Origin of the sequence: Paenibacillus timonensis, from assembly GCF_022427145.1 — a bacterium.
Taxonomy (GTDB): Bacteria; Bacillota; Bacilli; order Paenibacillales; family Paenibacillaceae; genus Fontibacillus; species Fontibacillus timonensis.
Genome location: NZ_JAKSXN010000070.1, coordinates 1 through 24501, shown reverse-complemented (window position 1 = coordinate 24501; position 24501 = coordinate 1). Strand labels below are relative to the sequence as shown.

The 24501-nt window shown below is 51.4% G+C and carries 23 protein-coding genes and 1 other annotated feature; of the genes, 10 read left to right on the top strand and 13 right to left on the bottom strand.

Translation table 11 applies throughout. The annotated features are described in order from the left end of the window. Positions 1-55: 55 nt before the first annotated feature. The 3 genes from MJ257_RS21340 to spoVV form a co-directional block, all read right to left on the bottom strand. Positions 56-1549, bottom strand: a complete 1494-nt coding sequence (locus MJ257_RS21340; protein ID WP_240271138.1) for a S41 family peptidase — start codon at positions 1547-1549, stop codon at positions 56-58. A 55-nt stretch (positions 1550-1604) separates the two neighbouring features. After that, positions 1605-2408, bottom strand: coding sequence for an NAD kinase (locus MJ257_RS21335; protein ID WP_240271137.1), 804 nt, complete (start codon positions 2406-2408; stop codon positions 1605-1607). Positions 2409-2517: 109 nt separating this feature from the next. After that, on the bottom strand, positions 2518-3741 hold the full coding sequence (spoVV, locus tag MJ257_RS21330) for a dipicolinic acid transporter SpoVV (RefSeq protein ID WP_240271136.1): 1224 nt from the start codon (positions 3739-3741) through the stop codon (positions 2518-2520). A 394-nt stretch (positions 3742-4135) separates the two neighbouring features. On the opposite strand from spoVV, the gene MJ257_RS21325 reads away from it, so the two are divergent. Next, positions 4136-4513: a globin domain-containing protein gene (locus tag MJ257_RS21325; RefSeq protein WP_240271135.1), complete on the top strand. Its 378-nt coding sequence runs from the start codon at positions 4136-4138 to the stop codon at positions 4511-4513. Between the two features lie 51 nt (positions 4514-4564). Continuing rightward, positions 4565-5263: a DUF2225 domain-containing protein gene (locus tag MJ257_RS21320; protein WP_240271134.1), complete on the top strand. Its 699-nt coding sequence runs from the start codon at positions 4565-4567 to the stop codon at positions 5261-5263. Between the two features lie 110 nt (positions 5264-5373). Here MJ257_RS21320 and MJ257_RS21315 read toward each other — a convergent pair whose 3' ends face one another. Together MJ257_RS21315 and MJ257_RS21310 are read right to left on the bottom strand one after the other, a co-directional pair. Beyond that, complete coding sequence (locus tag MJ257_RS21315) at positions 5374-5604, bottom strand: hypothetical protein (RefSeq protein ID WP_059041126.1); 231 nt, start codon at positions 5602-5604, stop codon at positions 5374-5376. Further along, on the bottom strand, positions 5601-5804 hold the full coding sequence (locus MJ257_RS21310) for a YycC family protein (RefSeq protein ID WP_240271133.1): 204 nt from the start codon (positions 5802-5804) through the stop codon (positions 5601-5603). The genes MJ257_RS21315 and MJ257_RS21310 overlap by 4 nt, the downstream gene beginning before the upstream one ends. Before the next feature lie 108 nt (positions 5805-5912). Here MJ257_RS21310 and MJ257_RS21305 point away from each other — a divergent pair, with 108 nt between their 5' ends. Continuing rightward, complete coding sequence (locus MJ257_RS21305; protein WP_240271132.1) at positions 5913-7715, top strand: M3 family oligoendopeptidase; 1803 nt, start codon at positions 5913-5915, stop codon at positions 7713-7715. Positions 7716-7915: 200 nt separating this feature from the next. Next, positions 7916-8332: an O-methyltransferase gene (locus MJ257_RS21300; RefSeq protein ID WP_240271131.1), complete on the top strand. Its 417-nt coding sequence runs from the start codon at positions 7916-7918 to the stop codon at positions 8330-8332. A 113-nt stretch (positions 8333-8445) separates the two neighbouring features. Here the strand turns inward: MJ257_RS21300 and MJ257_RS21295 are convergent, their stop codons facing one another. Beyond that, the gene (locus tag MJ257_RS21295; protein ID WP_059041122.1) at positions 8446-8673 is read right to left on the bottom strand and encodes an alpha/beta-type small acid-soluble spore protein; all 228 of its coding nucleotides are present in this window, start codon (positions 8671-8673) and stop codon (positions 8446-8448) included. Positions 8674-8846: 173 nt separating this feature from the next. Further along, on the bottom strand, positions 8847-9821 hold the full coding sequence (locus MJ257_RS21290; RefSeq protein WP_240271130.1) for an aldose 1-epimerase: 975 nt from the start codon (positions 9819-9821) through the stop codon (positions 8847-8849). Between the two features lie 122 nt (positions 9822-9943). After that, positions 9944-10214, top strand: a binding site (T-box leader). Positions 10215-10308: 94 nt separating this feature from the next. Here MJ257_RS21290 and trpS point away from each other — a divergent pair. The 3 genes from trpS to MJ257_RS21275 all read left to right on the top strand — a co-directional run bounded on the left by trpS (position 10309) and on the right by MJ257_RS21275 (position 13073). Then, positions 10309-11292 carry a tryptophan--tRNA ligase gene (trpS, locus tag MJ257_RS21285; RefSeq protein WP_240271129.1) on the top strand — a complete coding sequence of 328 codons (984 nt, stop codon included), beginning with the start codon at positions 10309-10311 and terminating at the stop codon, positions 11290-11292. Positions 11293-11521: 229 nt separating this feature from the next. Beyond that, positions 11522-12460 (top strand): heme o synthase, encoded by a 939-nt coding sequence (cyoE, locus tag MJ257_RS21280; RefSeq protein WP_240271128.1) that lies wholly within the window; start codon positions 11522-11524, stop codon positions 12458-12460. Positions 12461-12473: 13 nt separating this feature from the next. Next, positions 12474-13073 (top strand): SCO family protein, encoded by a 600-nt coding sequence (locus tag MJ257_RS21275; RefSeq protein ID WP_240271127.1) that lies wholly within the window; start codon positions 12474-12476, stop codon positions 13071-13073. Between the two features lie 29 nt (positions 13074-13102). Here the strand turns inward: MJ257_RS21275 and MJ257_RS21270 are convergent, their stop codons facing one another. From MJ257_RS21270 to MJ257_RS21255, 4 genes are all read right to left on the bottom strand, one after another. After that, on the bottom strand, positions 13103-13465 hold the full coding sequence (locus MJ257_RS21270) for a toprim domain-containing protein (RefSeq protein ID WP_240271126.1): 363 nt from the start codon (positions 13463-13465) through the stop codon (positions 13103-13105). A gap of 405 nt (positions 13466-13870) precedes the next feature. Then, complete coding sequence (locus MJ257_RS21265) at positions 13871-14077, bottom strand: helix-turn-helix domain-containing protein (RefSeq protein ID WP_240271139.1); 207 nt, start codon at positions 14075-14077, stop codon at positions 13871-13873. 364 nt (positions 14078-14441) lie between these two features. Next, positions 14442-16523, bottom strand: coding sequence for a serine hydrolase domain-containing protein (locus MJ257_RS21260; protein ID WP_372489871.1), 2082 nt, complete (start codon positions 16521-16523; stop codon positions 14442-14444). Between the two features lie 441 nt (positions 16524-16964). Beyond that, a complete protein-coding gene (locus tag MJ257_RS21255) occupies positions 16965-18134 on the bottom strand; it encodes an MFS transporter (RefSeq protein WP_240271124.1) in 1170 nt (389 codons plus the stop codon). A gap of 447 nt (positions 18135-18581) precedes the next feature. On the opposite strand from MJ257_RS21255, the gene MJ257_RS21250 reads away from it, so the two are divergent. The 3 genes from MJ257_RS21250 to MJ257_RS21240 all read left to right on the top strand — a co-directional run bounded on the left by MJ257_RS21250 (position 18582) and on the right by MJ257_RS21240 (position 22559). Continuing rightward, positions 18582-19025, top strand: coding sequence for a hypothetical protein (locus MJ257_RS21250; RefSeq protein ID WP_178023765.1), 444 nt, complete (start codon positions 18582-18584; stop codon positions 19023-19025). 48 nt (positions 19026-19073) lie between these two features. Continuing rightward, positions 19074-20222 (top strand): transglutaminase domain-containing protein, encoded by a 1149-nt coding sequence (locus tag MJ257_RS21245; protein ID WP_240271123.1) that lies wholly within the window; start codon positions 19074-19076, stop codon positions 20220-20222. Between the two features lie 315 nt (positions 20223-20537). Beyond that, on the top strand, positions 20538-22559 hold the full coding sequence (locus MJ257_RS21240) for a peptidoglycan D,D-transpeptidase FtsI family protein (protein WP_240271122.1): 2022 nt from the start codon (positions 20538-20540) through the stop codon (positions 22557-22559). Positions 22560-22871: 312 nt separating this feature from the next. Here MJ257_RS21240 and MJ257_RS21235 read toward each other — a convergent pair whose 3' ends face one another. Both MJ257_RS21235 and MJ257_RS21230 read right to left on the bottom strand, forming a co-directional pair. Further along, complete coding sequence (locus MJ257_RS21235) at positions 22872-23285, bottom strand: hypothetical protein (protein WP_240271121.1); 414 nt, start codon at positions 23283-23285, stop codon at positions 22872-22874. 655 nt (positions 23286-23940) lie between these two features. Next, the coding region (locus MJ257_RS21230; protein WP_240271120.1) for a hypothetical protein at positions 23941-24501 on the bottom strand (561 nt) is incomplete at its 5' end.

Below are 24501 nucleotides of genomic sequence, written 5' to 3'. Positions count from 1 at the left end.
ATATAGGGGTAGCTTATCATAATCGGGAGGCCGTTTCTTTATGAGGTAGTTCGAATTAGTTTATGGATAAGTTCAGAATGCCTTGTTTATAGCTCCATGTCAGCTTCGGATATTTCTTCTGGAACTCGTGCAGCTCAAGGTAGGATTCCCCATCCACCAATTTGACCGTTTTGGCGGCCAACGTGAAGCCGGTTTGCTTCCCAAGTCGATCCGTGATGGTTAACTTGCCGTTGGTTCGGGTCCAAGCCGGCGTGCCTTGAATCAGCGACGACAACAAGCGGGACGGAGCATACACTTGCTTGCCGCTTTGTATGACATCGATATACCCCGGGTAAGCCGCTCCGTTAAGGTTCAACGAAGCAGGTCCCCCGCTTACGCTTACGTGCCGTACGCCGGCTTCATACAATCCTGTGATCAGCTGCGCGGCTGCGTTGTTGTTCACTTCGATGTCCGGTTTCAGACCGATATGGTTGAAATCGAGCTTCTTAGGCGTCAGGTAAGCTTGGACGGTTAGCTTAAGGGAGCTGCCATTGGATAACGGAAATACGTTCTGGATGCGTGCCTTGCCGTAAGTTTGTGCACCCACGACCTTGGCGATCCCGTTGTCGCGCAATGCACCCGTCAAGATTTCCGAAGCGCTGGCGCTGAGTCCGTTGATCAGCACCACCACCGGCATGCCGATGTCTTCGCCGCCTGTGATCTCCACAGGCTGCAGTTCGCCGCTCTGGTCTGCGGTATACATCAATACGCCATCTTTCATGAAGTGCTTGGCGATATTCGCAGCCGATTCGACGTAACCGCCAAGATTATCGCGCAGGTCCAATACGAGCGCGCCGATTCCTTCCTGACGCAGGGAGGCCAATTTTTCCGCAAATTCCTCGTCCGCCGTATCGGAGAAGGACGAGACGGCGATATAGCCGACCTTGCTCGAAGGGATGACCGATCCGGTGACCGAAGGCAGCGAGAAATGGGCTCGCGTGATCGGGTAAACCAAAGCTTGTCCGTTTCGGTTAACCGTGATTTTAACCTGGCTGTTCTCTTCTCCCTGAATCCGCGCCACGTTCTCACTGCTGGTCACGGATTGCCCGTCCACCTTGGTGATGATATCTCCCGCATGAAGTCCCGCTTTGGATGCAGGGGAGTTCGGCAGCACGTCGGTGATGTACAACTTGTCGTTATAGAAGCGAAGCGTGACTCCGATGCCGACGAATTCCTGATTGACGCCATCCTCGAAGTCCTGCAAATCCTCTTTCGAGAAATAATCGCTATAGGGATCGTCCAGCGAATAAACCATGCCGCGGATCGCATTATCCAGAAATTCCTGGCGCTCCACGCCTTCAATATTGTAGGCTTCCAAGTAATCCAAGACTTCCTGGAGCGCTTGGAGGTCGGAGGAAGATTCCGTTGCACCCAGCTGAATAACGGTCCCGGCCTCGGCGGTACCCGCGGTTCCTGCCGCTTCCGCCGCTCCTGCCGCTTGAGGCATGCCCAGTAGCGTAAGGGACAACATCGGGATTAATGCATACTTGCGGAATGAAGTTAAGATCATATTCAGTTCTTCCTTTACATAATTTTCGATATTCGGGAGCTTGTCATCCCGTGGTTCAGTCTAAGAAGGCGTTGCGTACCCGGCTCCAAAACGGAAACGGCCGGTAACGCACGAAGCTGATTTTCCGCTCAGACACCTGGCAGCGAACGGAGACCAAATCATTGATCGGCAGGTTGACGTGATCGATCGTCAGCAATAAATTCTGTTCCTTGCGCGAATAAATGTCGCAGTGATGATGCTTAGGCAGCACCAGCGGGGAGCCCAAAGTTCGGAACACCCGATTGTTGATCGAAGCAATTTCCGTGATCTGCAGCGCCTCGATCGTCGGATGGATCATCGCTCCTCCCAAACTTTTGTTGTAGGCGGTGCTGCCGGACGGAGTGGATACGCAAATGCCGTCGCCGCGGAACATCTCAAATATCTGGTCGTTGATATCCACTTGGGCAACGACGGTACCGTCGACGCCCTTCAGCGTGAACTCGTTCAAGCAAATGTGGGAGGAGGTCCCCGACCTCTTCTGGATCTCCAGCTCGATCAAGGGATAACGGACGATGCGGGGCCTTAGCAATCCAGGATCCGCATGCCCGCTCATCATTTGCACCAGCTCGGGAATTTCGTCGGCTTTCCAATCGGCGTAGAACCCTAAATGCCCGGTATGGATTCCGACGAATGCGATGGAAGGAATTTGATCGATAAACGTGTGAAAGGCATGCAGCATCGTGCCGTCTCCGCCGATGGAGACGACGATATCCGGGGATTTCGCATCCAGCTCAAGCCCTTGCTCCGCTGCAAGCTTATGGAAGGATTGGGTTAATTCGACGGATAGTTGATCCCCGCGGTCTAGTACATAATATCTCAAGTTGACAAGCTCCTTTGAAAGAGGCTGTTCAAAAAAATTCCGTTTTGAACACGCACTTGAATATCCTTTTGTAAAGATCATAATCAATTCGCCAGCAGAACACAACGTTTCATTTTCGGTGCCGCCAGCGGTGAATGAATCCGGACAGGAATGACAAAATAAGCAGGATGGCCATCGTCGCGAGGAAGAACCGGAGCGCCCCCGGAACGGCTTGCCAACCGTAAAGAATTTCTTTCCGTCCGAACTCGGGCGAAGCGATCGACCACGCCGGCGCGGCTCCCATGAGAGGATTCCAAATGAGCAGCAGCAGCCCGGCAGATAGAACGGCGTGAAGAAAACGCGCCATTAGAAAAGGAAAATATCGCAGGTCGGCGCCATTTAATATGCTGGCAACCTGGGCATGGACCGATAAACCGCCCCAGGAGAGAATAAAGGCTGCGGCTGCTGCTTTGTACATCAGGGGAATCCCCTCCGGTGCCGCCGCCGCTTTGGCGCCCAAGGTGACTTCAAACAGACCGCCCATCAGCGGTTCGGCTAATGGGCTTGGCATTCCCAAGAGCGGCAGCAGATGGCGAAAACCGCCATATAAGGAGCTCATGAAGCCCGAGGCAGTAAGGACCTCAAGAATGACGGAGAAAAATACCACCAAGCCGCCGACGACGGTCATCAGTTGCAGGGAAGACGCTACGGCTTGCCGCAGCAATTCGCCAAGGCTGCGCCCGTCCTGCATCCGGGCCTCGTGCATGGCTTTAAGCGCCAGCTTCAGGCTGAAACGGCCGGATTCTCCGCCTTCTTCGGGGCTTGCCGGCTCGTTGCGGTCGGGACGGTAGAATCGCATAACCAGCCCGATCAGCAGTGCTCCCCCGTAATGGGCTAGAGCGAGCACTCCGGCCAGCTTCGGATTACCAAAGAAACCCACCGAGACCGCGCCGATCAGGAAGATCGGGTCGGACGACGTGGTGAAAGAAACGAGACGTTCTCCCTCGGCGCGGGAAACGAGGCGCTGCTCGCGCAGTTTGGTCGCCAGCTTGGCGCTTACGGGGTAGCCGGAAGCAAACCCCATAGCCAGCACGAAGCCGCCGCTGCCCGGGATCCGAAACACCGGTCTCATCAGCGGATCAAGCAGCTTGCCGAGAAAATGGACAATGCCAAAGCCGAGCAGCACCTCGGAGATAACGAAGAACGGGAACAGGGACGGGAACAGCACGTCCCACCAAATGGCCAGGCCGCGGACTCCGGCCTGCCAGGAAGCTTCCGGATAGCCGACCATCAGTACGGCCAGCAAAAGCGCGGCAAAGAGGAACAGAAAAGCCGTTACGCGTTTGAATACCATGGGTACGCCTCCACATCAAATCATAGTGAAGTGTATGAGTTGACTGGGACAAACAGCACAAAAAAATGAAGGAAGCGGTTTCATGAGGGGCTGATATTTTTGAGCTTCTATGCTAAAATGATTCTAGAAGACCAAAGTGGATCTTTAGAACCAGCTACGATCCTTTCATAAACGGTGCAGCAGCCAAATTTTGTGGATGGAGTGATGTTCATGAGCATTGTCGCAGGTGTTCTTGTCTGTGCTTTTGTTTATGTAATCCGCGCCTCTCTCGTCCATTCCGGCGAAGAGGATTGGCGCAGCTACTGATAGATTCGAGACCCGCACATAAGTAGAAGCTCCGGTAGGAGCTTTTATTTTTTTTTGATATAATAAGGAAAACGGAGGCGGTGAACAGATGAATCAAGGCTTAAGCCTATACGACAACCTAGGCGGAGAAGGGACGATTCGGCGGCTGGTGGAAGCCTTTTACCCCCGGGTTCAGCGTGATCCGCTGCTGGGGCCTTTGTTCCCGGAAGACATCACCCCGGTGATGGAGAAGCAATTTATGTTCTTGTCGCAGTTTTTCGGCGGACCTGCGCTTTATTCCGATGCCTTTGGCCATCCGATGATGCGTGCTCGGCATCTGCCGTTTCCGGTCACGACGGAACGCGCGGAGGCCTGGCTGGCTTGCATGAGCGCTGCGCTTGAGGAGATTGGAATCGAAGAGCCGTTGCGGAACTTCGTGTTGGAGCGGTTGTCCGGTCCGGCTTTTCATTTTGTGAACACACCGTAGACGGTAACAGACGAATCCGCCGGGCGGACTTTTGAAAGGGAGTAGGACGATTTGGAACTTGAACCTCTTTATCAGATCAAAGTCACTTGCATCCATTGCCAAAATGAATTTTCGACTTCGCGCGTGCGTCCGAGCTTTAAACGGGCCGTGCGTACGGATACGGACTTTTGCGGATATTATCAGAAGGAAAATCCGGATTATTACGTCGTTCGGGTCTGCCCTTCCTGCGGTTTTGCTTCGACGGAGAACTCGGTATCCCGCTTAACCGACCGGCAGAACGCCCTGTTCGAGGAGGCGATTGGCAGCCGGTTCAACAAGAAGAGCTATGGCGGGCATCGCGATTGGGATGAAGCGCTGGAAACTTACAAGCTTGCGCTGATTTGCGCTCAAACCATCGGCGAGACCGACCGGATCATCGCCAGCTTGCTGCATCACATCGCTTGGTTGTACCGGTATAAGAACAATGGCGAACAGGAGAAGCGTTTTCTGGAGTATTCGCTGGAGGCTTATATCCGTGTTTACGAAAATGAAGGCGTCGGCGGCAGCGATGCCCGCCTGATGTATTTGATCGGCGAGCTGCACCGGCGGGTCGGCAAATACAACGATGCGGTCAAATGGTTCGGGCGCGTCATCAATGACAAGCGCATCGTGGATGCGGCGATGATCCGGGCCTCCCGCGAACAGTGGGCGTTGCTCCGCGAGGAAATGCTAAACGGGGGACATGAGCTTCCGGAGGAAATGCGCGGCTGACGGACAAGCATCCACGGCGATTTAAACACCAAGAAGGGCCGTCTCAGAGGGAAACGGCCCTTCGTTGCGTATCAATTGCCTTGGCGCCTTGGAATCCAGCGACGCTGCAGTTACCGGACAACCGTATCGGTTAACAGGTAATCGTTGTCGCAGTCCAGCACATGAAGTTTGTTCCCACAGCAAGGAAAGACTAGCAGCTTCTTCTTTCCTTCATGGATCGTCTTCAACTCGCGGGGCTTCAGCGGCAGCAGCACGTTGCTGCTGGAGCAAAACGGGCATTCATGTACATAAACGTCTCCCATGACCACGTCATAGGGCCACGACTGATTAAAGGGGATCATGAAGGATCGGATTCTTGGCCGGCTTGACCGGCAGATCCGGCTTCCGAATCGGCAGACGGATTGCCGGCCTCCTCTTTGGCCAGTTCAGCAATTTTTTGCATTAGGATGTGCTGCGGCATATGCATAAGGTGCTCGATCGGCACTTTGAGTTTGGCGGCTAATTTCACGGCGGTATCTGCCGAAATTTGCAACGGTTTCATCGAAATCCCTCCTGTAATCTGGCAGCGATATAATAGTGCCTCTATTAGCATACACTGTTATCCCATAAGCCATCAATAATAATAACGATGCGGAAAGGAAGCGAACCTATGTCACGATTCGCCGGAACCATTCAACCCACTTGGGACCTCGAAACGATTTTCCCGGGAGGCTCTGCCTCCACGGCCCTGCGCGATCATCTGGATGCTTTGGAGCGGGATATTGCCGCGTTCCAGGCTAAGCTGCAAGAACTGGAGGCTCCATCCACCCTGGAGGAGACGAAGGCACTGGACGGCCTGATCGCGGACCTGCAAGGGGCGGGAGCCCGGCTGTATGAGGCCAACAGCTTTGTCGGCTGTTTGACGGCGCAGGACCAGCACGACAAGAAAGCGATCCAGCTGGACGCCAGAATTACTTCTTTAGGCGCCTCATTCAGCAATGTCATGACCTTATTCTGGAACGTTCTCCGCTTGACGAACGATGAGGTCTGGGAAGCATGGATGAATCGGGAAGAAATTGCGCCGATCTCCTTCGTCCTCTCCGAGAAACGCGACCTAGCTCGGGAAAAGCTGGCGCCGGAACTGGAGAACCTGGTCTCCGACTTGGCGGTGGACGGCTACCATGGATGGGGCCAGCATTATGATACGATCGTCGCCAAAGTGGCTGTGCCTTTTGAAGAGGCGAATGGCGAGGTCAAGACATTATCGGTGGGCCAAGCGGCCAACAAATTGGACGATCCCGACCGGAACGTGCGGGAGCGCGTATTTGCCAACTGGGAAGAAGCTTGGACGAAGTCGGAGGACTACTGTGCCGATACGCTGAATCGCTTGGCAGGATTTCGGCTTAAATTGTACGAGAAGCGCGGCTGGGAGGATACCCTGAAGGAGCCGCTGGCTATCAACCGGATGTCCAAAGCTACGCTGGACGCGATGTGGCAAGTCATCGTCGAGAACAAACCGAAGTTCGTCGCTTATCTGGAGCGCAAAGCCAAGCTGCTTGGCGTAGAGAAGCTGAGCTGGACCGACGTGGATTCTCCGCTGGGCCAAGCGGCTGGCAAAATCACGTACGAACAAGCGGCCGAGGACATTGTCCAGCAGTTCGGCAATTTCAGCCCCAAGCTGGCCGAGTTCGCCACGATGGCGTTTAACAAGCGCTGGATCGAGGCGGAGGACCGTCCCGGCAAACGACCGGGGGGGTTCTGTACTTCCCTGCCGAAAAGCAAGCAGACGCGGATTTTCATGACGTTCGGCGGTACGGTTTCCAACGTGTATACGCTGGCCCATGAGCTGGGGCACGCTTACCACCAATACGTGATGGAGGAGCTGCCGATTTTCAACCAGGATTATGCGATGAACGTAGCGGAGACCGCTTCGACGTTTGCCGAAATGATCCTAGCCGATGCCTTCGTGAAAAATGCGGCGAACGATCAGGAGAAAATCGTCCTGCTCGCCGATAAAGTGCAAAATTCGGTAGCCTTCTACATGAATATTCATGCCCGCTTCCTGTTTGAAACCCGGTTTTACGAGAAACGCCGGCAAGGGGTCCTGGATGCCTCCGAATTGTCCGAGCTGATGGAGGAAGCGCAGCGCGAAGCTTTTCAAGAGGCGCTGGGCAGCTATCACCCGCATTTCTGGGCGTCCAAGCTGCATTTCTATATCACGGACGTACCTTTTTACAATTTCCCTTACACCTTTGGGTATATGTTCAGCACCGGGCTTTACGCGCTGGCGCAGCGTGAAGGCCAAGGCTTTGCGGCCAAGTATGATGCGCTCTTGCGAGATACAGGCCGGATGACGGTGGAAGAACTGGCCGCCAAACATCTGGGGGTCGATTTAACGAAGCCGGATTTTTGGCGCGAAGCGATGGCGGTGAACGTAGCCGACGTCGACGCTTTTTTGGAACTGACCAAGTAACCGGACAACACCCTGCGGGCCCTCGAGAGAGGGTCTATTTTCTTTGATGATTTTTGTCGGAAAGTGGAGAGAGGTGTACTTTGAATAGGTATAAATAACCAAATATGTTGCATATTGTTGATGTAAAGGAAAAATTATCCTATAATGTGGCATAAGCCCTATATCATAGGTTGCAATCTTTGGGGGAAAGGTGGGAGAATATGCTGAAAGCTGAGCAAATTTCGCTCGTTAGGCAGATCGACATGGTTTTTAAGGAGCTGGAGGAGGAACTGGCGGGGTTATCTTCGGGAACCGTTTTTCTGCAGATCCGGAATAATACCGTCGGGAAGTTTGGCATCCGCCACAATCCGATTGCGGGAAGGAACGGGCAGCTTCGCGAGGAAGCGCACGGATTAAATGCGGAACAGATCCACTCTTTTCGGATGATGGCCGTTCAAGCCCTTCAGTTCAAGCGCTACTGGACGCATGGCGAGATCAGCTACGAATTCGCGTTGCGTCAAGGTACCGTAGTCGTCGATGCGGTTATGGAATCGAACTATAACATGGCCAATTTGCTAATTCAGCGGTATCCGCATAAGGATAGCGGAACAAGTACATACGGAAACCTGTCCTCCTAAGGCGAGGGTTCAGGTGACAAGCCATCTTACCGATACTTATGGATTTTATGGGGAAACAGGCGATCTGCTACGCAGACCGCCTGTTTCTATAGAGGGTAAATGGAGAATGCAAGTTACAGGTTCGAACGACCCGACAATTGCTGCTCCGCCAGTTGAACCAAACGTTTCGTGATGTAGCCCCCAAGAGATCCGGTTTCACGGGAAGTATAGTTCCCATAGTAACCGTCTTGCGGAATTTGTACGCCCAATTCCTGCGCTGCTTCCATTTTCATTTGTTGCAACGCAGCGGTTGCTTGAGGAACAATAAGGTTATTACGGCTTCCGCGGCTTTGACCTGCCATGTTTGTCACCTCCTTTGGCGTTTGTGATGTTAGTATGGTTCGTAGGGAGCAAAATATGCGAGGAGTTACAAAGCTAGGGCAGTGGTAATTATTTCATCCCGCCGGGAAACCGCGTCGTGACGCAAAAAAACCGCCTTCTTGAGAAGGCGGAAATTTTGAAAAACAGGTTGGAATCAACCGTGATTCGGATAGATCATCTCCAAAGAAAGCTTTAATTCCAATGTCTGCTGCGGCGTGAGCTCAATGAGTCCGGTCTCGTTCGCCGGAAGCTTCAGATTCGGGGCGTCCGGCAGCCAGGTGTAAGGCTCGATGCAGAAAAATTGATTCGCTTCGCCCTTCGAGTAGATGACCCAAAATTTAAAATATTCCGGATCGGCCGCGTAGCGAAGGCCGTAGCCGTCGTCACGCATCATCAAAGCTTCAACCGGTTTGCCGCCGATGCGCAGCATGGTATCGCAATTCATGCCCTGGAGGTTCATGCCTGGGTTTAAGGCTTCCCAAACCCCTAGCGGAGCGGTCTCTCCGGTTGGGATATTTTCCTCGTCCGAAACGAATAGATCCGACACGGGCAATTGCAGGTTCCAGCGATGGGGCTCGCCGTCAATCATAAACCAGGTATGCAAGCCCAAGCCAAAGGGGGCGGGATTTTGGCCCAGGTGGGTAATTTTAAAGGTTTGCTTCAAGCTTGCTCCTTGCAGCCTGAGCGTCATCTCCAGCTTCAACGGCTCGGGATATTGCCGGATCCAGTTCGGATCGTCGGAGGTCACGAATTCCGTCGTGATCGCGCAGCCTTCATCATCCTCTTCAATATCGCTCACGCACCAACTCTGCGTCCGGTGCAAACCATGGATGTGGTTGTCGTTCGCCGTGTTGCGATCGAACTGGTATTCTTGCCCGGCATACGTGAAATGCCCTCTCCGAATACGCCCGGGGGGAGTTAAGAGCGGGATGCCGAAATGATAGGGCTTCTGCAAATAGAAATCAAGTTCGTTCTCTTCCGGATGACGCAGCACATCGCGCTGCTGGACATTGTCCCATATACGAATGACGTTATTTCCAAGGCGGGGTAGCATCGTGACTTCAAGTTCGCGGCTATGTAAGATGTACGTATCGTAACCGTTCCATTGCCCTTTGGTCACCTTTTTCATATCGTTGCTCCTTTTCCCACATAATCAGATCCTTTAAGCTAGACTAATCATAACACTTTTTCCGTTGGACGAAAAATGGATTTGACACCGCCGCCGGTGCAATTTATCATGATATGCATAACCATAACGCGATGATGAGGGAAAGTAAGCGAAGTATCCGTTCTGCAGAAAGCCGGTGGTTGATGCGAACCGGCGGAGGAGCTTGCGCCGAATGGGCCTCGGAGCGCCGGGCTGAACGCAAGGAGGGCAAGCCTCTTGTCAGTATGCCGGCCGGGTAATCCACGTTACGGATCGGAAAGGCTGATTTTACTGAGGGCCGGCGTCTACCGATGCCGCAATGAATGCTCCATAAATCGGCAAATGAGGGTGGCACCACGGTCTCACGTCCCTTGCGGACGTGGGGCCTTTTTGCATTTATCGGCGGCTGCACCCGCATCCATCCCATGATCAACATGAACCTTAACGATACGAAGGAGGAGTTTATGTCATGAAAAAAGTTCTATCCGGCATCCAACCAAGCGGCAAACTGACGCTTGGCAATTACATCGGGGCCATCAAAAATTTCGTTACACTGCAGAATGATTATGCCTGCAATTTTATGGTCGTGGATTTGCACGCGATCACCGTCCCGCAGGAACCGGCCGCACTGACGGAGCAATCCGAAGCGGTAGCAGCGCTGTACATCGCCGCCGGCATCGATCCGAACAAAGCGAACGTCTACCTGCAATCCCACGTGATGCAGCATGCGCAGCTCGGATGGCTGCTGACGACGCTCACCTCGATGGGCGAATTGGAACGGATGACGCAATTCAAAGACAAGTCGGCCGGCAAGGAATCCGTAGGGGCCGGGCTGTTCGTCTATCCCGCATTAATGGCGGCGGACATTCTGATTTATAACGCAGACCTGGTGCCGGTTGGGGAAGACCAGAAGCAGCACCTGGAATTGACCCGCGATTTGGCCGGTCGGTTCAACCATCGGTTCGGCGACTACTTTACGCTACCGGAGCCTTATATTCCGGAGGTGGGCGCACGTATCATGTCCCTTGACGATGCCTCCAAGAAAATGAGCAAAAGCAATCCGAATCCGGGCAGCTATATTGCCCTGCTGGACACGCCGGACGAGATTCGCAAGAAGATCAGCCGGGCGACCACGGATTCGGGCCGCGAAGTGAAATTCGATCCGGCTAGCAAACCGGAGGTCAGCAACCTGATCACGATCTACAGCCAATGCTCCGGACTGTCGATCGCCGAAGTGGAACAGCGTTACGAAGGGCAAATGTACGGGCCGTTCAAAAAAGACCTGGCCGAAGTCGTCGTTGGCGTGCTGGAACCTCTCCAACAGCGTTACCGCGAGATTCGCGAGTCGGGCGAGCTGCGCAGCATCTTGCGCCAAGGCGCGGAAAGAGCGTCCGAAATGGCCGAGAAAACGCTGCAGGATGTCCAGCGTATGATGGGATTTGTTGGCAAATAAACAACCTTGAAGGATACATTTAACGAAAGCCGCCGGACGCGTCCGGCGGCTTTTGTGTCACTAAATTGTCATAGTTACCGTGCGATATTCCATCGATTGTCAAACACTTCTACGTTTTGATATGATAAAGTTTATAGCGAGAGGGTTAAATTGTTGAAAAATTTATGAACTAAAGATATAGGTGTACCTAAACTAACCCTATTCCAATTGTAGGAGGATTGAATCGCGCGTGGACAAACCATTAAGTGTTCAGGCTTCTGCGGAATCCGCTGCGTTGTCCGTGAGACCTACTCCTCCGGGAGAGACGGCGACTTGGAAAGATTTCATCGCCTTGACGAAACCGGGCATTTTGCGCTCGAACTTGATTGCCGCGTTTGCCGGGTTTTGGGTGGCTTCCCGATGGGAGCTTGATTATATTCAATTAATTGTCATGCTGCTGGGTACGGCGCTGGTGATGGCGTCGTCCTGCGTTTTTAACAATTATTTCGACCGGGAAATGGATATGAAGATGGCTCGGACGAAGAACCGCGCACTTCCTACGGGGAAATTATCCCCGAAAACGGTGTTGTGGTATGCGGTTGGTTTGGGCGTCTTAGGCTTAACCGTATTGTTTGCCTTTTCCGGTCCGTTGGCTGGGTTGTTTGGCGTGGTAGGCATGTTTGTTTACGTGGTCGTCTACACGCTGTGGCTCAAGCGCAGCTCGACCTGGAGCACCTCGATCGGTGCGATTTCCGGGGCCATGCCGCCGGTGATTGGCTATGTTGCCGCTTCGGGCCGCATCGATCTGGGCGCTTGGATGCTGTTCGCCTTGCTTTTCCTGTGGCAACCGCCTCACTTCTGGGCGCTGGGGATTCGCCGCACGGAGGAATACCGTGCCGCCGGTTTTCCGCTGCTGCCTGTCGTCAAAGGCATTCCGCGGACGAAGCTGCAGATGATTCCCTATCTCGTCTTGTTGATTCCGATTCCGATCTTGATGTATGCATACGGCTATACGGGCGTCTGGTTTTTAGCGATCGGGACCCTTCTATCTGTTGCTTGGCTGTTTATGGCGCTTCAGGGATTCCGGGCTAAGGATAACGACGCTTGGGCGAAACGAGTCTTTTTATTTTCGGTCAATTATTTAACGATTGCCTTGATCGTGATGATATTGGATACGGTAAGGCTGTAATGGGGGATGGGGAATGGCCGTTTTGAAGAAATACAAATGGACGTGGATTTTGCTAGCCATCTGCGTGATTCTGGCGGGATATCTGCTCTGGGATACGTACGCTAAGCCTAAGCTGCCTGTCATCCGTCCCGTCGCCGATTTTAGTATGGAGAACGTGGACGGGAAGACAGTGACGCTGCAGGACACGAACGGCAAGGTCCGGCTGTTTTATTTCTTCTTCGCCAATTGCCCCGACGTTTGTCCGATCACGACTTTCCGTCTGAGCCAGGTGCAGGATATTTTGAAGGATAAGGGGCTATTCGGCCAGGACGCGTCCATTGTCTCGATTACGTTTGATCCGGAACGCGACACATTGGAGAACATTAAGGCGTTTGGCGATAAGTTTAAGGCAGATTATTCCGGTTGGTATTTCCTGCGCGGGGATCAGCAAAAGACGATCGATCTCGCGATGGACTCGTTCAAAATCCTAATCAATCAGGACGCGGATGGGAATTTCGTGCATATGGACCTGATCGGTCTCGTGGATCGGGAAGGCCGGCTGCGGGAAATTTACCGGCCGGAGGCGACGCCGGACGAAATCGCCGCGGGTGTCGTGGACTTAGTTAAGGAATAACGGTGTCACATCGCGATCTAGTTAGGCGATCAAAAGCCGCCGTCATAAGAGGCCGGTGTTGAGGGGTATGCGATATACTCCTCCAACCCGGCTTTTTCTAATTGCGCGATCAGATATTCGTCAGGCGTCCCTTCCACGCCGGCATAACCCCGTCTGGTGTAGATTTGCACCGCATCGGGAAAAGCGTCCCGCAACACGCCGCGAATCCGTTTGCCGGAAGGGTCGTTATCGAGGAACAGGAACAGCTCGTCGTCCTTGACTTTTTTGCGCAAGCTTTCCAGCTTGTCATTGTTCAGCGTGCCAAACGTGCAATAAATGCGGATCTCTTCGTCCAGCAGGCGGCGAAGCTTGCTGCGATCGTTTTTGCCTTCCACGATAATACTGATGTTCAATCTGAAATCACCTCTGGAACAAGGATGGGATCGGTTATATATGTATCTAGTTTATCCCTTGGCGCAGGGGTGATGCAAAGCGGATGGTTGCCCATACAGGGATAGAGTGCGGAGAAACCTGCGACATTCATTCGTCGGCAAGGAGAAAAGGATTTCGGGGAAATTGCTGCAAAAGTGCAGTTATTTTCCTCGGGTAGGGTTAAACATCGTAAATTCCTGCAAAACTGCAGTTATTTTAAGGGAAATCTGCCGATTTTCCGAGTATCAGCCGAAATACCTGCAATTTTGCATCTATTTCGCGGGGATCTTCAAAATTGGCCGAAAATACCTGCATTATTGCAGGTATTTTGGAAGAATGGGAAATTAAGCGGATTTTTGGCAGCAGAAATGGAGGATCGTTACCGCCTACTCGTCCTCCATTACAAGAAGTTCAGGCAGGCTGATGTTTAGTGTTCTGCAAATCTGCTCTAGCGTGTCAAAATAGGCTGCATTGACTTTATCGGAACATAAATGGCTAACGGTGCTAGGTCGAATATTCATTCTGCGGGCGAGTTCCCGCTGGCTTATTCCACGTTCTTCCAGGATTTCTTTTAAACGAAGCCGGATCGGCATTGCTAAATCGTCCTCCATTACATGATTTCTTTTTTGAATAGTTAGTCATTTTCTACATAGTATCACCATTATCCTCTTGAATGTAACGGTTTACCGTGATAATTCATAATCCAGCGATGCGGAGGGGGGGAGGCTGTTGGCGCAGCCTTCGCTACCGAAGCCGCCGGAGCGTGTCAGAACGTTCCGAAAGCATGGCGTCCAAAGGGAAATCGCTGCTGTTCAAAGTCATGGCGCCCGCGAAGCCGGCAATGATCCCCAGCGTCAGTAGGCCGAGTGGTCTTTTCACATGAAAAAACAGGGCTTACCTCGCGGATTTGCGTCGGGGTAAGCCCTGTTTTTTGCGTTAAAATTGAAATATGAACCGTTATGAGTTCAAGGAAATAAGGAAAGTCGTACCCGGATCGCCAATAAACACGATCGTCCCGTTCTCTGGCAGTTTGACTCCCTTGTTACCGCTGACTACAGAGAAACTCACGCAAGCCCCGGAGGCATCATATACCGCAAAAGACGCTTTGGCCGGCAGAGCGACGGTGATGGTTTTTCCGGCAGCTTTGGCTGGAATGCTAAACCATCGAGCTTGTTCCGACGGACGCAAGGTCACCGAGGACTTCTTGCCAGGATACAGTTCTTTGATTTGATCCCCGCTCAAGTACAAGGACCCTGCGGCTTTCAGGTACTCACTTCCGGCTTGGGTCGTGAAACGGAATTCCGCCGAATCGCGGCTGCCTGTACCAGGGACTTGATGTTTGCCCATCAGTGTATCGGGACCCGTGATTTGTTTGTCCAGCACGTAGCCGGGCAGGCTGTCAATACGGTTAATTTGGATGATCGGCAGCGAGGCGAAGTAGGCCATCGAGCTGTATTTTTCCGATACCAGGAAATAAGGTTTGCCGTCCCGCTGTTTCCAGGCGGCCTCAAGGTCCGGCGAGATCGCGTTCTCATCCAGCTTCTCTGCCGAATACAGATTCAGTGCCATCTGTCCCAAATCAGGAACGGAGGCATATTGTCTTTCCCACAGATACGTGCGGCCGTTCTTCTCCTTCGCGAAGCTAACCTTCAACGAGCCGTCTTCACTGACAAAAGTGCCGTCCTTCGTATAGACCAGTTTAGGGAGTCCTAAGGATTCTCCAGGAGCAAATGGGGAAGTTACGTTGATTTCTCCATTTGCCACATCGATGCGGAACAGTTGGTTGGTTGCTCCGTAAAATCCGCTGTACTTGGTCAATTCTTCCGGCATGGTCGCTTTTTCCGACGTGCCGAACGACTTGGCCGGTTTCAATTCCTTAATGGTTCCTTTCTCCTTTAGCGCTTGGAGCAGCAGTTCGTTCGCGAGCAGCTGGTTGAGCGAACTGGAGCCGCCGGAGGAGAGGACGGCCGCAGCCATTTTCTGCTCGGGCAATACGACGAGCTCGGCGTGGTACATCAGCGTATCCCCGCCTTTAGCCAATGCTTTAATGCCGTATTCGCTAAAAGGGAACAACCTCATGCTATCCCAACCCAGTCCGAAATCGAAGCTGTTGTCGGCGTCCTGCGGCCACACGCCTCGTTTGTATTCCGGCTGAGCCGTGGCGTTAGCGGCCTGTTCCGACAGGATGTGTTTGGCTTCGCCCGTAAACAAGCCGGCGAATTTCACCATGTCCTCCGCGGTTGAATAGATGCCCCCTGTTCCGATCACATTTACCGTCTCGTTCGGCAATTGTCCCGGAACTCCAGGCGCATAAAGTGCGGCAAATTTGCTAACGTCCAAATCGTCCTGCGACGTCAACGTATGCTTCATGCCCAGAGGCTCGGTGAATTCCTTGTGAATGTAGTCGGTAAAATTCATGCCGCTGACGTGTTCCACCAATATTTCCGCCAGCGTAAACCCGTCGTTGCTGTAAACCGAATACGCACCCGGGTCGGCCTTTAGGGACTGATCGGCCAACTGTTCGAGCAGCGTGTCATGGGCGTAAGAGTCGTTATCCTCGAACAAAAAGGCATTGGCGAGGCTGGATCCCTGCAGACCCGAGGAATGGTTAAGCAGCATGCGCGGCGTGATCTGCTTGTAGCGATCGTCCTTCATTTTAAACTCCGCTATGTAATTCACCAAAGGCGAATCCAAATTGATTTTGCCTTGGTCAACCAGCTTCATCACAGCGGCGGTCGTGAACATTTTGCTGGTCGAACCGATCCCGTATAACGTTTCGGACGTCAGCGGGATGCTTCCGGCAACGTCGTTTTTACCGGCTTCTCCGGAGACGATCAATTTCCCGTTGTCCACCAAAGCGTATTGGACGCTGGTTGTTCCGTAAGTGCCGGTGAGCAGCGCGGCTTTCGCGGCGGCGATTTCCTCCAAGCTTTGGGGTGCTTTGTCGGTTGGCGGCGCCTCGGCTGCCATGACCCCGGCTGGCATCAGCAGCGTAAATGCAAGGATGATGGCAAGAAGCGCGTTTCGTTTTTTCATCAAACTAAAACCCTCCCTATAATTGGATATACCTTTAAGTACGTTACCAGGTGATGGGGGGGTTCATATTTCTTGGAACATTTCGGAAATCGTGCTGCGGAAGAAATCGGCTCACATGCAAAACGGCCTGCCGAAGGGCAGACCGGTGTGCAGGGTCAATGATTGATTGAAGGAACTAGAGAAGAGGAGCACGGAGGATGATTACCAGCAAAATGTACAAAACGAGAATCGTTCCCGTCGATGTCCAGAAGCCGAAGCCAGGACCCACCGGGCCCGGTCCGCAATTGTCAACGCCACCCATCTATGTTCACCCCGCTTTCAACATGATCGGTTATCGTTACTACACGATCATCTTATGTAGGAGCATCACCCGTGCCCTGTGCAGCAGCCTAAGGCGGGATGAATTTATCCGGGGCACCTGTTCCAGATGTCCAAGAGCTTGGCTTAGTGGTGTCCGGTGCCAGCGCCAACCGGGGGCGGGAGGGTTCCGGCGTGTTTTTTGGGAGGGACGATAATGATGGTGAGCATCAGCACGAAGAAGGCCAGGAAGTAAGGCGAATGCGAGCCGTGGATCGCTCCGGCGGCAATCGGGCCGATAAAGGAACCCAGCGACATCGCGATGGATTGCAGCGAAAAAACGGTACCGAGCCGTTTCCCCCCACTCAAATCGATAAACAGGGAAGCGATGGCCGGGAACACCACTCCTTTGGCCATCCCCAAGGCAAACAACGTGACGGGGAGCGGAATGAAATCCAATGCAGCCATGGCGAAGAAGGATAAGGCGATGCCTAGAATGCCGATGCCCGCTCTGAGATAAGGGGAATACCGGCTTAGAAATAACATCGACAGCGTCACGAGCGCTCCTAAGCTAATGATGGAAAAATATAAGCCCGTATGCAGGATGCCCTCGGTCCCGCCGGCCTGCAGCGGCAGCTCAAAAAACAAGATGCCCTGGGAGCAGGCCACGGCCAGCGGCAGTAGATAATAGCGCAGCGGAATCACGTTGATTTTTACCGGAATCTGCGCCTTGGCGGCTCCTGGTTTGGCCAAGCCTTCCGCAAGCATCCGCGAAGGTTCCTTAATCGTGAAAATCGCAATGATCCCCGTCGAAATCAGCAGCCAGCCCAGCATTTGGAAAGTAATCGTAAAGCCGGATTGGGCGACCAGGAAGGCACCGGCGGCCGGCGACACAACGGAGGCGACCGTATGCATGACCCCATGCCCGGCCATGAGCTTGCCCTGCTGCACCGGATTTTTGGACAGCGAGGCGAGCATCGCCAGGCAAGCCGGGGACAAAAAGGCCAGCACGAATCCGCTGATCGAGCGCAGCACAAGCAGCTGCCAGGGCTCGGTGACATGGGCCTGAAGCAGCAGGATCCCCCCGGCGGTCAGCAGGCTGAAGATCATGTATCTCTTGCTGCCGTGCCGGTCGACGCCCTGGCCGGCAAGCAGGTTGCCCGGCAGGTGCGTCAGCGCATAGATGCCCATCATCCAGCCGATGAACGCGGGTGCGGCTCCGAGCGACAAGGCGAACGGAGTTAGGATCGGGTACTGGGCGTGCAGATCGAAGAAAGCCAGAAACATAAAGAAGTACAGCCAGAAGGCGATTTTCACGCGTCGCCCCTCCTTTTCGAAAAATGAGTCGTTGTTATACTTGTACGCTTCCCAGGACGAACTTATTACCCCCCTCGGCTTTTCATCACGAAGCGGTTACCCGGAAGCGATTCGACGTCGAATCTTGAATTCAGCCGGGCCCTCCGTTGCTCACGTAGCCTCCAGCTACGCTCCGCTACTCAGTCCCTAGCTTCATCCAACCTTCTCGGTGCTGAAAAGCCTCTTCGGCTTTCGTCACGAAGCGGATACCCGGAAGCGATTCGACGTCGAATCTTGAATTCAGCCGGGCCCTCCGTTGCTCACGTAGCTTCCAGCTACGCTCCGCTACTCAGTCCCTAGCTTCATCCTTAGATACAGCCGCTCCGGGGTTAAGCTGACATGGCCTTGGGCCATCATGTATAATGGGTTTGAATTAAAATTAAGGAAATCAAAGGTGGAGGTTTCATCATGTTTGATGTACAAGTATGGACCGAATTTCTGAAGGAAAACTGGCTGGTGATCGTCGTAGCGCTGGTCATCCTTTTCCTCGTGCTGAATTTCGTAAGAACGGTCGTGAAATGGGCGCTGGTGCTAGTCATCGCCGCATTTATCATTATTTACAGCGGCATCACGATGAAAGACATCGGGGATGCGGTAACGACAGTCAAAGAACAAGCCCTCGACATCAGCAAAACCGAAGCGTTGAACATGATGAAAAACGAAGCGAAGGAAGCGGAGCTAACGCAAAATCCGGATGGTACGTTTACCATTACGACCCCGAACCTGGAGGTGACCGGACAAGCGGGCAGCGACAAGGTCAAGGTATCCTTCCGCGGAGTCTCTCTGGGAGAATGGTCAATGAACGACACGCTGGAGGCGTTTATCCAGGAAGCCAAACGAAATTCCCAATAAGAAACCAACGAACACCCAGAATGAACGGAGGAGCTCATGAAGCAGGACATGACGACATGGATGCAAGTCCTAAGCGAATATAACTGGATCACCGTGCTGTTGCTGGTCGTATTGCTCGGCTCGGTGCTGCAAGGATTGGTCCGCGGCGCTTCCCGCTCCGCAGGCCGCCTGTTCACGCTGCTTAGCGGCGGCGTGTTATCGCTGGTCGGCATCGCGATTGCCGTCCCGCTAACGATGTGGGCGTCGCCGAAGGTTCAGGTTTGGCTATCGGCGCTGCCATTGCCGGAACGTGAACTAGCTCGATGGGAACAGGTGCTGTACACATTGGTGATGGCGATACGGGATTTTCCGCTGATGCGGTTCGCCGTTGTGTTCCTCCTGCTGTATTGGCTCATCCGTACCCTGGCGGGTTTCGCGATGCTGTTCTTCCGCGGGGGAAGCGGCCTGTTCGGTTGGCTGTTCTCCGGCGAAGACCGTCCGGCTTCGCTGCTCAGCCGTTTGACCGGAGCAGGAATCGGTGCGGTGATCGGGGCGGCACGTTGCCTGATGTTGATCGCGTTGTTATTTATCGCCGTGACGTTGTACCCGAACAGCGGGTTCAGCCGTTACGTGGAAGCCTCGCCGGTTTATCAGCAGGGGGCGAGGACGGTCATCGAGCCGCTCACCGGCAATTTGATCAAGGAAAAGCTGCCGGTGTTCACCCGCAGCGTGGAAGCGGAGCTTGGCAGCATTCTGCAGCAAAAATATGAAGTGATCGATGCCAACATTCCCGAATCCATCGAGCTGGCCGCGGCGGAAGTTGCCAAAGGGGCCGATACGGACGAGGAGAAGGCCCGCCGGCTGTACGACTGGGTCGGGACCCGGGTGTCATACGATTACGACAAAGTGAAAGACTATGAGGAGAAAGGCATTTGGCATGAGCAAACCCCGCAAATGACGTTTGATACCAAACGCGGCGTTTGCATCGATTATTCCCGGCTGTATGCCGTTATGGCCAGATCCCTGGGACTCCAGGTCAAGGTCGTGACCGGCCTCGGTTACGACGGGCAAGGCGGGTATGGGCCGCATGCCTGGAACGAGGTGTACTTATCGGAGAAGAACGCTTGGATTCCGCTGGATTCCACTTGGGCAAAAAGCGGGGATTGGTTTAATCCGCAGGCGTTCAACGAAACCCACGTCCCCGACAAACTCATCTAGAGGTTGTCAAAAAATAAGGTTCTGATCACGAAGTGCGGGCTCTGAAGCGTAATCGGCATCGAATCTTGAATTCAGCCGAACCCTCCGTGTGCTCACATAGACTTACCTACGCTGCGCTACTCGGCCCCTGCTTCATCCAACCTTCTCGGTGCTGAGAACCTGATTTTTTGAACTTCATTACACTAAACCCGACGAACCCAACGAAAATTGCTGGAAACGGAGTGTAACTTCACCGCGCCTTATTTCGTTATGGTACTATAGAGTAGGTTGTCGCCAATCAATAATGATTTAAGGGATAGAAAGTAGGGAAACACCTTGAAAAGCGCTTATGCGAAAGATCCGCAAGAACAGGAAATCTCAATGCAACGCCATTTTAATATACGGTTGAACATGTTTTTCTTTAGTGCTTTTGCCATATTCACCGTCATCATCGTGCGTCTCGCCATATTGCAGTTCGTGGAAGGGCCGACGTTGTCCCAGCAGGAAAGCAATCTGCGGGTCAAGGACGTGCCGCTGTCTCCGACCCGCGGGACGATCTATGCGGCAGGCGGCGAGAAATTAGCTTACTCCACGCCGGTCCAATCTCTGTATATCACGCTTCAGAAGGACTATAGCAACGCAACGGAAAAAGGAAAAACCAATCGTCCGGAAGCTTTGGCCTTGGCGGGGGAATTAAAGGAAGTGTTTGACAAGTACGGCAATGCGGATTCTAAAATGGCCGAAGATGACATTATCGAAGCTATGGATCTGGATTACCGGAAGCAGAACGGGTTTTCCCCGCGTCGGATCAAAACGGGTTTGACAAGGGAAGAGGTTGCTTATTTTCTGGAGCGAAAAGATCAGTATCCGGGGATCGAGGTCGTGGAGGAAAGTATCCGGCACTACGATAAGGATACGGTGGCGGTTCAGGCAATCGGGTATTTGAAGAAATTCTCCAGCGCATCGACTACAGACGCTTCGGATCTCCAGTATTATAAAAATATCCGGGAACAAAAGGACACGGACCCGGCACTGCAATACACAGAAACAGAGCTTGTCGGTTATGACGGGTTGGAACTGTATTATCAGGAGCAACTCCGCGGGAAAAATGGTTATAAGAGCGTACCGATTGATCCTCGTAATATGGCGACCGGTATTGCGGAGATAACTCCACCCGTAAAGGGTTATGATCTGCATACTAATATTAATAAAAATATTCAAATGGTTGCCGAACAGGCGATCCTGGATCAGATCGATTGGGTGCATAAAAATCCTGTTTCGGGCAAGACCCATCCTAATGCCAAAACCGGGTATGCTGTGGCTATGGAAGTGGATACCGGTAATGTAGTAGCCATGGCAAGTATGCCGGATTATGATACGAATTTATGGCAGTCTGGCGGTATAGCTTCGGATGATTGGTCCAAAATTATGACTAATTATCAGAATGGGACGATTACTCCGATTAGTTCGGGGCGTTCAGGTCACGATTTTGACTCTGCTGTTCTGCTTGGCTCAACGATCAAACCCCTGTCCGTATTGATTGGTCTAAACGAGGGGTTGTTCAAGTCGACGGATTATTACCCTGATACGGGTATCGCTTATTTCGGGAAGAATGATTCTTCCAGCGTACGCAACTCGGGAAGACATGCTTATGGATCGATTAACCCTACGGATGCGATTCGCTACTCCTCGAATACTTTTATGGTTGATATGGTTGGAGAGAAACTTTGGAAGAAGTACGGGTCAGAGGGGATCGGTGTTTGGGATAAGTACATGAAAGCATTTGGCCTTGGGGTTTCGACCGGGGTTGATCTTCCTAAAGAATTTTTAGGTAAATTGGGGTATACCGATGAGCGGGAAACATCGTTATCTCGTTTACTATATGCTTCATTTGGTCAACAAGGCGGATATACGACGATGCAATTGGCTCAATACACTGCGACATTAGCGAATCGCGGCTTGAGGATGGAACCACATCTTGTAAACAAAATAACGGACGAGAACGGGAATATTATTGAGGAATTCAAGTCAAAAGTACTGAATAAGGTTGAATTTAAAGATGCTTATTGGGATGCGGTGATTAAGGGGATGAGGTCCGATGTAACGGCCTTTAACGGATTTCCGTATGACTTTGCACGGAAGACGGGGACCTCGGAGCAATGGGGGGCCGGCGCCAATCGCGATAACGGTGTATTTATCGCGTTCGCGCCGCGGGAAGATCCGAAGTTGGCAGTCGCGGTCGTCATTCCCGAGGGCGGCTTCGGCGCCTACAGTGCCGCACCGGTAGCTCGCAAAATCTTCGATGCGTACGATCAGGAATACGGCTTGGACGGGATTCCGAAGAGGGTCAAGAACTAACAATCCCCGAACCAAATGAATGTTCCATGAAGACAGACACAGAGAATAAGTGCTCAATGAATATTACAAAAAAATAGGATTAAATTGGGCCTAACCCTAGTGTGAGACAAATTAACACACCTTCAAGAAAGTGGAGCCATATCGTAAGATATGGAGACAACCTTGGAGGTGTTTTTTCGTTGGCAACAAGAGTCGGCAGTTATCCTTTAGAAGTAAAAATAAAAATGATTGAAATGAGAATAGAAATTGCCCGACAGCTAAGCTATCGGGCTTGGCTTAATATGAGATTTTTACTTTAAAATATTTTAGCAGTTACCATGTAACCGTATACGTTCCCGTAACACCACTATCACCTTGTACTTTAAAAGAATGATAGCCATATAATTTAAAAGTAACCGAACCTGATTTATTCCCAGGGAAGAAGCTTCCTCCATCTCCTGATATAGGTGATGGATTTCCTTGCTTATAGGCTGCTACGTAGACGCCTTTACTTTCAGATCCGCCTTTTGGAGAAAAAGAAACCGTGACCGTTCCATTACAATAGATGTCAGTTGAATTTTCTCCAATATCATAACTTAAGGAACCTTGTAACATAAAGTTCGATTGATTAGCAACAAAGCCTTTTTCTTCTGAACGAGGAGCAACTCCGCTAGCAAAACTTGAAGGAATTAGTACGAGAAGAGCCATCAAACCAACAAATACACTGAAAAGAATTTTTCCTTGCATACCTCGTTTTTTTCTAAAATAGAATACACAACAACAACCTCCTAATATTTTCCTTTATAATATCATATTTTCTAATTAAATGTAAATAGTTGGATTATTTTTTTATATTTGAATATTTTATGAAAGTAGAGGAATAAAAAGAAAATGATGTTATCTTGTTTCCTATGAACATCTAAACCTTTTTATGTCGTCTTTTATAAGAATAATGTAGATAACATTGTTTGCTGGAGAGATTAGTCGACACATTCATTCGGGCGTTCCTTCTTTACGGATACAAAGTTAAAGATTTTAAGCCTATGGTATTAAATGAAGTCAAATTTAATGAGGCCTACACTGAATTCATCAATTAATAGGTTTCAAAAAAAGAATGTGCCTTTAATCTGTCCTCCTGAAGCAAACTAACATAGCTAAATCCTAAAAAGCCCGTTAGCCTATAACGAAGCAAACGGGCATGGATTAAATAACATGTAATTTATCCTATGACCAATTACCATGTAAGCATAAGTGTTCTCGAGGAAAAGACCGCTGTCATCTTCTACAATAAATAAATGATAACAGTAAAATTTAAAGGAACAAATATAGTCCTTCTTTAAATTGAGTCTCCTAGCTCAAAGGCTGTAACGTAGTCTCCACTTACAATTTTCTTAAATGTGTATTACCACTCAACCTTGTACGTTCCGCCAGTAATAGTATTTCCTGTGGTATTTCCAATATCAACGCGAACATAGTGGTATCCATAAAGATGAGTAAATGTTTCTGAATGATTTTCCGAGCCTGTAACAGTTCTTGTTAAACTTGGACCTGGATACTCACTGTCTACTCTATACATACTAATTATTAGAAAGTCGCCCTGACTACCACCTTTTGGATAAGTATGAACATAAACAGAACCATTAAAGTATATATCTGTAGAATTTTCTCCAAAGGAATAAGATAAATCAGAAAATAAGCCTATACTACTCTCGGTCGCAGCTATCTTTTGTACAATGTATTTTTCATTCTCACTAAATATATCGCTTGGATTAATCATTTTCGAGTTAGTCGAATCTTTTGGGGAAACGATTACAGATCTAGTGTCCACCTTCCAGGAACCTTTTTCATTAATAACTCTGTAGGGAATCACTGGATAATATTCGTTATTTTCTTTTTTTACAACATGGACTTCATAGGTATATTCATTAATTTTTACAACTTTTATTACTTTAAACTCAATGGA

Coding starts and splice junctions, on each gene's coding strand:
- MJ257_RS21340 (WP_240271138.1), bottom strand. CDS start 1,549: ATGATCTTAACTTCATTCCGCAAGTATGCATTAATCCCGATGTTGTCC.
- spoVV (WP_240271136.1), bottom strand. CDS start 3,741: ATGGTATTCAAACGCGTAACGGCTTTTCTGTTCCTCTTTGCCGCGCTT.
- MJ257_RS21325 (WP_240271135.1), top strand. CDS start 4,136: ATGAATCAAGGCTTAAGCCTATACGACAACCTAGGCGGAGAAGGGACG.
- MJ257_RS21315 (WP_059041126.1), bottom strand. CDS start 5,604: ATGATCCCCTTTAATCAGTCGTGGCCCTATGACGTGGTCATGGGAGAC.
- MJ257_RS21310 (WP_240271133.1), bottom strand. CDS start 5,804: ATGAAACCGTTGCAAATTTCGGCAGATACCGCCGTGAAATTAGCCGCC.
- MJ257_RS21305 (WP_240271132.1), top strand. CDS start 5,913: ATGTCACGATTCGCCGGAACCATTCAACCCACTTGGGACCTCGAAACG.
- MJ257_RS21300 (WP_240271131.1), top strand. CDS start 7,916: ATGCTGAAAGCTGAGCAAATTTCGCTCGTTAGGCAGATCGACATGGTT.
- MJ257_RS21295 (WP_059041122.1), bottom strand. CDS start 8,673: ATGGCAGGTCAAAGCCGCGGAAGCCGTAATAACCTTATTGTTCCTCAA.
- MJ257_RS21290 (WP_240271130.1), bottom strand. CDS start 9,821: ATGAAAAAGGTGACCAAAGGGCAATGGAACGGTTACGATACGTACATC.
- trpS (WP_240271129.1), top strand. CDS start 10,309: ATGAAAAAAGTTCTATCCGGCATCCAACCAAGCGGCAAACTGACGCTT.
- MJ257_RS21275 (WP_240271127.1), top strand. CDS start 12,474: ATGGCCGTTTTGAAGAAATACAAATGGACGTGGATTTTGCTAGCCATC.
- MJ257_RS21265 (WP_240271139.1), bottom strand. CDS start 14,077: ATGCCGATCCGGCTTCGTTTAAAAGAAATCCTGGAAGAACGTGGAATA.
- MJ257_RS21250 (WP_178023765.1), top strand. CDS start 18,582: ATGTTTGATGTACAAGTATGGACCGAATTTCTGAAGGAAAACTGGCTG.
- MJ257_RS21245 (WP_240271123.1), top strand. CDS start 19,074: ATGACGACATGGATGCAAGTCCTAAGCGAATATAACTGGATCACCGTG.
- MJ257_RS21235 (WP_240271121.1), bottom strand. CDS start 23,285: ATGCAAGGAAAAATTCTTTTCAGTGTATTTGTTGGTTTGATGGCTCTT.